7 protein-coding genes are annotated in these 9358 nt (G+C 72.6%); 3 read left to right on the top strand and 4 right to left on the bottom strand.

Annotated elements, in window-relative coordinates:
- From KBX39_RS13700 to KBX39_RS13690, 3 genes are all read left to right on the top strand, one after another.
- Positions 1–1950, top strand: a 1950-nt coding sequence (locus KBX39_RS13700; protein WP_210870870.1) for a M36 family metallopeptidase, incomplete at its 5' end; no start/stop codon positions are given.
- A gap of 128 nt (positions 1951–2078) precedes the next feature.
- Positions 2079–2519, top strand: a complete 441-nt coding sequence (locus tag KBX39_RS13695; RefSeq protein ID WP_030499301.1) for a ribonuclease domain-containing protein — start codon at positions 2079–2081, stop codon at positions 2517–2519.
- 61 nt (positions 2520–2580) lie between these two features.
- Complete coding sequence (locus KBX39_RS13690; protein ID WP_210870868.1) at positions 2581–2997, top strand: barstar family protein; 417 nt, start codon at positions 2581–2583, stop codon at positions 2995–2997.
- Positions 2998–3196: 199 nt separating this feature from the next.
- Here KBX39_RS13690 and KBX39_RS13685 read toward each other — a convergent pair whose 3' ends face one another.
- The 4 genes from KBX39_RS13685 to KBX39_RS13670 all read right to left on the bottom strand — a co-directional run.
- The gene (locus KBX39_RS13685) at positions 3197–3925 is read right to left on the bottom strand and encodes an HD domain-containing protein (RefSeq protein ID WP_210870863.1); all 729 of its coding nucleotides are present in this window, start codon (positions 3923–3925) and stop codon (positions 3197–3199) included.
- A 57-nt stretch (positions 3926–3982) separates the two neighbouring features.
- A complete protein-coding gene (locus KBX39_RS13680) occupies positions 3983–7246 on the bottom strand; it encodes an ATP-binding protein (RefSeq protein WP_187694249.1) in 3264 nt (1087 codons plus the stop codon).
- Positions 7247–7356: 110 nt separating this feature from the next.
- On the bottom strand, positions 7357–7776 hold the full coding sequence (locus KBX39_RS13675; protein ID WP_210870861.1) for an ATP-binding protein: 420 nt from the start codon (positions 7774–7776) through the stop codon (positions 7357–7359).
- 282 nt (positions 7777–8058) lie between these two features.
- Positions 8059–9358, bottom strand: a 1300-nt coding sequence (locus KBX39_RS13670; RefSeq protein WP_247660177.1) for a polysaccharide lyase family 1 protein, incomplete at its 5' end; no start/stop codon positions are given.

Below are 9358 nucleotides of genomic sequence, written 5' to 3'. Positions count from 1 at the left end.
AACGCGATAGCCGTGCAGAACTGGTTCAGCAACGACGCGTTCAGCGTCGGCACGGAGACCGCCACGCCCCGCCCGGACCGCAAATACGCGTACCCGTGGACGAACCAGTGGCGGGAGCAGCGCTGCAACCCGGAGGTGTTCACCTCGCCGCGCGCCAACGACATCGACGCGGCCCGGGCCAACCTGTTCGCGATGCACAACCGGATGCACGACTGGACGTACCACCTCGGGTTCACCGAGGAGACCTGGAACATGCAGCAGGACAACCTCGGCCGCGGCGGTCTCGGTAACGACCCCGAGCAGGGCAACGCCCAGGCCGGTGGCGTCAGCGGCGGCCCGCCGACGTTCCCGGCCCGCAACAACGCCAACCAGATCACCCCGCCGGACGGCGTCGCGCCGACCACCAACATGTACCTGTGGCAGCCCACCGCCGGCTCGTTCTACGCGCCCTGCGTCGACGGCGACTTCGACATGTCGGTGATCGCCCACGAGTACGGTCACGCGGTCACCAACCGCATGATCGCCGGCCCGAGCGCCGGGGTCAGCACGCCGCAGGGCATGAGCGAGAGCTGGTCCGACCAGCTCGCGATGGAGTACCTCTTCGAGCACGGGTACGCCGCGCCCGGCCGGCGCGGTTTCACCATCGGCGAGTACACCACGCAGGACCCGAATGCGGGCATCCGCAACTACAACATGAGCGACAGCCCGCTGAACTACAGCTCGCTGGACTACGACTTCGTCGGCCTGCAGGTGCACGCCTCCGGCGAGGTGTGGAGCGCCACCAACACCGACATCCGCGCGGCCATGATGCGCCGCTGGGGCAGCGGCACCCCGGCGATCCAGAAGGCGTGCGCGACCGGCGCTCGCGACGTGACCGCCTGCCCCGGCAACCGGCGCTGGATCCAGCTGGTCTTCGACTCGTTCCTGCTGATGGCGGTCAGCCAGGTCAGCATGGTCGACGCCCGGGACGCGATGCTCGCCGCCGACCGGATCCGTTTCGGCGGGGCCAACCAGGACCTGCTCTGGAACGCGTTCGCCAAGCGCGGCCTGGGGGAGGGCGCGGTCAGCGTCGGCCACACCGACCCCGACCCCACGCCGGGCTTCACCTCCCCGTACGCCCGGGAGGGCTCGCTGCGGCTCCTGCCGGTGGGCGAGCGCGGGCCGGTGGCCGGTGCGCAGCTGTTCGTCGGGCGCTACCAGGCGCGGGCCGTGCCGGTCGCGGACACCGACGCGGCGACCCCGCTGACCGACCGGGTGGACCTGGTGCCCGGCACGTACGAGTTCGTGGTGCGGGCCCCCGGCTACGGGCACACCCGGATCGGCCCGGTGACGATCAAGGCGGGCCAGAACCGGACGCTGCCGGTGAAGCTGCGACCCAACCTGGCCTCGGCGACCACCGGCGCGACAGTGGCCGGTGACGGGATCAACCTGCCGCAGATCGTCGACGACGACGAGGCCACCAACTGGGCCTCGCTCGGCGCGCCGGTCGCCGGCCGGCAGGTCACCGTCGACCTGGCCGGCGGCGTCCAGCAGGTACGCCGGGTGCAGGTCAGCGCGATGCTGCGCCCGCCCGTCACCGGTGACGCGGACACCGGCACCCAGAGCCGGTACTCCGCGCTGCGGCAGTTCCGGGTCCTGGCGTGCACCGCGCAGGGGCCGGTGACGTGCGCCGACGCGGCGGACTTCCGGCCGGTCTACACCAGCAAGCCGGACGCCTTCCCGTCGGTGGCGCCGCGTCCCCGGGCGCCGGAGCTGATCATGCGATCGTTCGACATCCCGCGCACCACTGCCACGCACCTGCGCGTCGAGGTGCTGACCAACCAGTGCACCGGCGCGCCGGACTACGCCGGTGAGCAGGACGACGACCCGCGGGCGGCGACCGACTGCGCCACCGCCAGCCCGCAGGCGCAGAACGTGCGGATCGCCGAGTTCCAGGCGTTCTCGCACTAGCTCCACGCGGGATTCGGGGCGCCGTCGCCGGATCGGGGCTGTACCGGGGGCAGGATCCCGGACAGACTGAGCGTCGACCGGTCATCAACGCCGGTCGATGCGCTGTCGTCCCGTTCAAGGAGGATCCCTTGACCCCGTTCCGCGCCGCCGTCACCCGCGTACGCCGCGCCCTCGCCGCGTCCGCCCTGGTCGCCGCCGTGGCCGCCGCCGCGCTCGTCGCCCCCGCCACGGTCTCCACCCGGCTCGCCGAACCGGCCGCTGCCGCCGTCTACGGCTCCTGCACCCAGTCCCGCTGCGCCGACGCGCGCACCGCGCGGTCCGGCTGGTCCGCGAAGAGCTTCCCGACCAGCCGCGGCTGGTACTCGTGGAGCGGCGGCCAGTGCAACTTCGCCGGCGGCCGGTTCTACAACTACGAGGGACAGCTGCCCTCCGGCGCCACCTACTACGAGTACGACGTCTACCCGCGCGCCTGCAACGCCTCCCGGGACGCGTACCGGATCGTGGTCAACAAGAGCACCGGGGCGACCTGGTTCTCACCCGACCACTACGCCAACTTCTACCGGCTCTGAGCAACCTCGACGCCGGCCGGGCTCCCGACGCCCGGCCGGCGCCGTCGGGAAAGGACGGATCATGGGTACGCGGTTGCCGGCCTGGCTCGGGTACGACTTTGCGCCGTCCGAGCCGGACGGTGTGCCGGTCTCCGGCGTGGCCGGCCGCACCCGGGCCGGGCTGCACGAGGCGCTGGCCGGTGCGCTGGACCTGCCCGACTGGTACGGCCGTAACTGGGACGCCCTGGCCGACGCGCTCGCCGACCGCCTCGACGCCGGTCCGCTGACAGTGGTCGTGTCCGACGCGGCGTACCTGCTCGCCGACGAGCCGCCCGCGCAGCGCGGCACGCTGCCCGACGTGCTCGGCGCGGTCGCCGCCGGTGGCCACGCGACGCTGCGGGTGGTGCTGCCCGACCACCCGGACCGGCTGCCCGCCCTGCGCGACCGCGTCGCCGCCGTGCTCGGCGGACGGCTCGCCGGCCCACCCGCCACCGGCTGACCCCACCACCCGCACCCGTCACCCTCACCCGGCCTGCCGACCGGGGCGGTGATCAAGGAGTTTGTGTCCGAATCAGGCCGCCGGGGCGACCCAAACTCCTTGATCAACGCCGCGAGGGCGGGTGGTGATCATGAAGTTGGCGGGGGTGGGGAGCGCTCTCCCGGCGGTCAACTTCATGATCGACGGGGCGGGGTGGGGGTCAGGTGGGGCGGTCGAGGATGGCGCTGAAGCGCTCCTCGGCCAGGTCCAGCTGGGCGAGGATGTGCTCCTTGACCGGTGGCGACAACGGTGTGTCCGGGCGGGCGACCAGGTCGCGGAAGACCGGCACCAGCGGGCGGTACTTCGCGGCGGCGCGGGCCACCTTCGGCCCGACCGTGTGGATCACGCCCACACCGTTGTCGGTGAAGTCGGACACCTTGATCACCCGGGCCCAGGGCTCCCGTTCCAGGCTGGCCGCCACGTGCTCCCGGTACTGCTCGTCGCGGTCCCGCCCCGGGTCGTACTCGGGGTTGGTGACCGCCGCGACCAGCCGGGCGACCCGCGCCCCGAACCGGCCGGACAGCGCGGCGAGCGCCGCCGAGGTCACGTCGGGCCCGGTGGCCGAAGGGTCGAGCCCGGCCAGCTCGGCGGGGTGGTCCTCGACCGCGTCGTGCAGCAGCCCCGCGACGATCACGTCCACGTCCCGCACCTGGTAGTGGTGCATCAGCCGGATCGACACCCGCAGCAGGTGGTTGAGGTACGGCTCGCGTACCCGCCGGTCGTCGCGGTGCAGGTCGGCGGCCAGGTCGAGCGCCTCGGTCAGCCGGTCGCGGTCGGCCTCGTCGAACGCCTCGATCTCCAGCCGGAACCGGGCCAGCAGGCCGGGCTCACCGTGGATCTCGGTGATCGCGTGCATCGGCATGGTGGCGAGGTACGCGGGGAACTCCATGCGTCCCTTATAGCCGATCTTCGCTAGATCCGGGGTCCGACACCGCGGCCGAGCAGTTCACCAGCGGCGCCACCTCGGCAGGTCGCGGCGGGACATCTGTCGCCAGAACCGGCGCATCCGTGCACGCCGCACGTTCTGCCAGGAGGCGCGGGCGGAGATCGCGTACCACAGGGAGGTCAGGTCGGCCTGCCGGGCGCAGAAGTTCTGGTCCATCCGGTGCGGCAGCGGCTCACCCTTGGGCGGCAACGGGCACAGCCGGAAGGCGCAGTCGTCCAGGCAGGTGGCGCCGGGTACGCAGGCATCGCCCCGGCGGGTGCTGCGTTCGGGCTCCAGCGGTTCCCGGTCGTCGGTGAGGCAGGGCGGGAGATCACACCGGTCGGCCCGGTGCAGGCGTTCCTCACGCTGCTTCACCGATCCGCCCCGGTCGGCGAGGTTCAGCAGCAGCATGACGTCGGCGAGCAGCCGTTCGGCGGTTGGTTCGAGCACGCTCCAACCCGTGGAGTCGGGAATCCACAGCCGTTGGCTGCGCCGTACCTCGGGCGACGGGCTGCACGACCCGACCCGGCCGGCCGTCTCGCCCTCCTCGATCCAGCAGAACCGTTCCGGCTGCCGGGTGACCAGTGCCGACATGCAGAGCCGCGCCGCGGCCAGCAGGAAAGGATGGGCCGGGCACGGCTCGCGGTCGGTGACCGCGCTTCCCGCCGTACGCAACCAGTGCTGCACCAGGCCGATGGGATTGGCGCCGGCCCCCCGTTTCGGCAGCGGCTCGCTCGGGTTCATCGGCAGCGACAGCAGGGTCAGCGCCTGGATCAGCACCAGGTGGCTGTACCAGAAGCGGGAATGGGCCAGGGCGAACTCGGCCTTCTCGACCAGGAAGCTGCGATCGGCCTCCTGCCGGCCGATCGGCAGGTGACGGATGTTCGCCGCGATGCGGAAACCCTGCGCCAGCGCGATCTCCAAGGAGACTCCGAGTCCACGGTCGTCGCCGGGGCCGTGCTTCGCCGCCAGTGCGTCGAGCCAGGCATCGAGTTGACGCTCGGTCCGCAGCCGGGTCTCCGGGCTGCCCTCGGTGTCGCGGGTGACCGAGAGGAGCAGCAACGGCGCGCTCCACGTCCGCAGCCGCTGGGGCCAGAGCGCCGAAGCGGAGGCATTCCGGTCGGGCAGGTGCGGGAGCACGCCGCCCTCGGGTCGCAGCGCGTCCGCGGCGTCCGCGCCACCGAGTCCGATCTCGCGGGCGGCGGCCAACTGGACCCGGTAGGAGGCCTCCCCGGCGGCGAGACGGAAGAGACTGGCGTAACTCGACGGTAGTCCGGGCGGTGGCTGCGGCACCTGGTGCCGGCGACGGCGTTCGGCGAGGTACCGGGCGGCGTCGCCCCACCGGCGGACGAGCCCGAGTTTCGCCTCGTCCAGCGGGCGGTCGCCGACGTCGCCCTCCTGGAACTGGGACCAGCTCGCCTCGATCCTCGCGGCGATCCGCTCCTGCTGCGGACAGTTTGTGCCGGCGTCGATCTCGAACGCGGTCGCGTACATCTCCAGCCGCCAGCAGGGGTTACGCCCCTTCTCGGCGTGGTGCAGCAGCCGTTCGACCAGATCGGCGTCGGCTTCGCCGTGGCCCGCCCCCCGGGACAGGAGGACCAGCGCGATCAGCGCCTCCCGGCTGGGTTCGTCTGCGACGAGGATCGGCAGCAGGGCGTCCCGCACCTGCGTGTCGGCCAGGAACCGTGCCCCGAGATAGGCCTGGACGACACCGTGCTGGAAGCGCATGCCGTCGGGATGCAGGGTGACGAGGGAGAACTCACCGGCGGTGGTGACGGCCGTGACGAGGTCGGCGCGGCTTCGCACGTCGAGCCCGCCCTCGACCTGGTCTCCCAGGTGGTTCGTGACGGCTTCGAGCGCTTCTCTGAAGTCCTTCCCGCCGTCGCCGGCGTCCGTCAACTGGTCGTAGGTTACGTTCAGCGACTTGCGCAGCAGGCCCGCGCACGCGAAGGCGGACACCACGGCCAGGGCGTGCCGGCGCTCATCCGAGCCGTGCGCGAAGTCCTCGCAGATGTATCCGTCCTGGAGCGCCTGCAGCCATGCGTCGAGCAGGCGGCGGCGGATGTCTGCCCGGTCCACCGGACGGACCGATCCGCCGGTCTCCCGGTGGCTACCGAGCCCCTCCGGCAGCCGCCCGAGCCGGTTGAGGTCCCGGATGACCTTCAGATAGACGGGTGACTCGGTCACGTCGGCGTCGTTGATCAGATGCGCGACGGTCATCCGGGCCGGCCTCGGCGCCTGGTCGTCGCTGTCCAGGCCGAAGGTGAGCGCGTGGGTCTCGCTGAGCGGCTCGAGCCCGATCACCACCGCCGGCATGCTGCGCAGCGGGTCGTAGGGGCGGGTGGCGGTGACCAACGGAAGCCGGTTCTGCGCGGCCCGGGTGAACGCCTGGCGGAGCACACTGTCGTGCTGGCCCTCCTGACCCTCCTGGCCCTTCCCGTACTGCCCGCCGAGTTCTTCCAAGCCGTCGGCCAGCACCGCGATCTTGTTGCTCCACCGCAGTTGGCGCCACAACCGGTCGGCCTGTCCACCGTTCCACAGGTACGGGTCGACGTACTGCGTGAACTGCTCGCGCGCCGCCTTCTCGAAGTCGAGGGAGTCGACGTCCTTCACCTCGCGCAGCGAGAGGGCGACAGGTACGACGCCGCGCCGCGCCAGCTCGTGGGTCAGCCGCAACATCACCGCGGTCTTGCCGGCGCCGACGCCGCCGACGAGGATCATCGGGCACCGGACGTCCGGGTCCCGGATCCGTTCGATCAGTACTTCGCACAGCTCGTCGCGGCCGACGATGTCGGCGAGCGTGTCGTTCGAGGTGCCCACCAGGTCCTCGGCGTGCTCCTTGGCGATCCGCTGGTACCGCCGATAGACCCGGACGAAGGTGAGCAGGTAGAAGCCGACGAAGGCGATCGCGACCGCGAGGACCGTGCCGAGGAAGCCGCTGATCTTCTTGCACTGCCCCTGGTTCGCGGCGCCGTCGCAGAACTGGTCCTGGACCCAGGCCAGCGGCGGGAGCTGCTCCACGCGCCAGTGCCCCACCGTCACGTTCCACAACGGCAGTACGAACTGGGTGAGCACCCAGACACCCACCACCACCGCCGCGCCGACCGCCAGCACCAGCCACCACCAGGGACGGTGCCACCATCGGGCCGGAGCCGCGGGACGGGTCGCCGCTCTCCGGCGCTGTCGTTGCGACCGCTCCCCGTACCAGGTGGTGGCCCGGCGGGACGCCATCGCGGCCCAGACACGGGGCGTCCAGAGCCAGCCGCGCCACAACGGACCCCGCATGCCGGCACCCCCCGGGCTCGCGTGCCGCCCGTACGGCGGAGGCGAGCGACGCTCACTTGGTCTCCGGGCCGAGGCTAACCCCTGCCTGAGCTGGGAGGAGGGGGTTTGCGTCAGCCGCCGGGGGTGAGGCGCTTGACCAGGCGTACGTAGGTGCCCTCCGGCGTGCCGACGATGGTGGCCTCGTCCATCACCCGCGCCATGATCAGCCGCCCGCGTCCCCGGTCGCCGCTCTCGTCGCCGTCGGCTGGCCGCCAGCCGCCCTGGTCGCGTACCTCGATCTCCAGCCGGTCGCCGCGCAGCTCGGCCCGCAGCGTGGTGATCCCCTCCGGTGCGAAGCGGTACCCGTGCTCGATGGCGTTGGCGCACGCCTCGCCGGTGGCGATCAGGACGGTTTCGACGTCCCACTCGCTGACGCCCCGGGCGTGCAGCCAGCCGCGTAGCCGCTCCCGGGTGGCGGCGAGCCGGCCCGGGTCGGCCGGCAGCTCGATGGTGAGGACCGGGCCGACGTCCGCGGATGTCCCACCCGTCACGTCCGGCCCTCCGTCCCGTGCCCGTCCCCGGACCTGGGCGCCCACTCGCGCTGTCACCGCCCGATTCTCACCCTGTTGTCCCCGGTGACCGCCGATTCATTCCCCCGGCGGCGCTGTCCGTCAAACGTGATCATTGCGCATCGGGGGCGGCGTGTCAGCCGGCGGCCCGGCAGGGCGGCAACGGCGGCGGGCCGGCGCCCCCCGGAGGGGACGCCGGCGCGGGATGAGCGGACGGTCACGCCGGCGGCGTCGAGGCGGTACGCGTGCGGGCTCAGGCGCAGGTCAGAGCGGCAGCCGCCCGGCGCCGGCGAAGGCGTCGACGACGAGCGGGACCAGCGGGGCCGGCATTGGCCGGGCGGCGCGCAGCGTCGGCGTCCATCCGGCGTCGCCGCCGAGGTCCGGGTCGTGGACGGCGTTGTACGCGGCGAGCAGGCTCACCGGCCGGGGCAGGCGGTCGCCCTGGCGCACCCAGCTGCCGCGCTCGGTGAGCGCGGTGCCGCCCCAGTCGTACAGCAGGTCTGCGGGGCCGGCGTCGCCGGTGAGCGTGAAGAAGTTGTTCTCCGCGTACAGCGCGGACTGCACGCCGACGCCGAGGGCGTACTCGAAGCCGGGCCCGCCGAGCCGGTAGTGGTTCTCGTGCACGTCGACCTGGCCGAACCGTACCCGGGGCAGCCGTTGCAGCGTGCCGTCGAACAGGTTGTGCCGCACGGTGACGGCGAGCCGGCCCACGTCCGGCCCGACGGTGTTGGACGAGCCGATCAGCATCACCTTGTCCCGGCCGGTGAACCGGTTCCAGGAGACGGTGACCAGGCTGGCGGTGTGCGTGACGTCCAGCGAGCCGTCGTGCACCTGCCAGGGCCGGCCGAAGTAGACGGGCTGCGTGCTGTCCGGGTTGTCGCCGTCGGTGAACGTGTTGTGGTCGATCCAGACGTGCTCGCTGCGCCGCACCGAGATCTGGTCGTACTGGGAGTTCCAGTTGCCGGTGTCGCCGTCGGTGGGGGACCAGGCGGGGAAGCAGTCCCGGGCGTCGACGAATTCGATGTTGCGCACGATCACGTTGTCGACCCGGTCGATCATCAGCGTCAGGCCGGTGAGCCGGGCGCCGCGCAGGCCGATGATCGTGGTGTTGGAGCCGACGTTGATCTGGGTCTGCCGGGTCTGGGCGGCCACCGACCGCACCCGGGCGGCCTCCAGCGGCCCGCTCGGGTTCGTCCGCCCCCAGGTCGCCGGGTCGTACGCGGCCAGGTAGGCGGGCAGCGAGTACTCCGGGTCGGCCAGGTCGGCGCAGTCCAGCGGCGTGCCGTCCGGGCCTTCGAAACCGTCGACGGTTCCGGCCACGTACACAATCTTGGAGGTGGCGTCGGTGGCGTTCGTGGCGTTGTCGCCGCCGAGCGCGGCGACCAGTTCGGCCCGGGTACGCACGACGTGCACCCGCTCCGGCGTGGCGGCCGACCCGCCGGTGGTGCCGGTGCCGGCGGCGGCCCAGCCGTCGTTCGCGGCGAGGGCCTGGCGGCCGATCAGCTCGGCGGCCCGGGACGGCCCGCCGGGTGCGGCCGGCGCGGGCGCGGCGGTGGTGAGGACG

The organism is Micromonospora sp. D75, assembly GCF_018070405.1.
Taxonomy (GTDB): Bacteria; Actinomycetota; Actinomycetes; order Mycobacteriales; family Micromonosporaceae; genus Micromonospora; species Micromonospora chalcea.
Note: the sequence above shows the minus strand (reverse complement) of the source record. Positions and strands in the feature narration are given on the sequence as shown.

Excerpts from the sequence above, each read along its gene's own strand:
- KBX39_RS13690 (WP_210870868.1), top strand. The coding sequence starts at position 2,581 with ATGGGTACGCGGTTGCCGGCCTGGCTCGGGTACGACTTTGCGCCGTCC.
- KBX39_RS13685 (WP_210870863.1), bottom strand. The coding sequence starts at position 3,925 with ATGGAGTTCCCCGCGTACCTCGCCACCATGCCGATGCACGCGATCACC.
- KBX39_RS13680 (WP_187694249.1), bottom strand. The coding sequence starts at position 7,246 with ATGCGGGGTCCGTTGTGGCGCGGCTGGCTCTGGACGCCCCGTGTCTGG.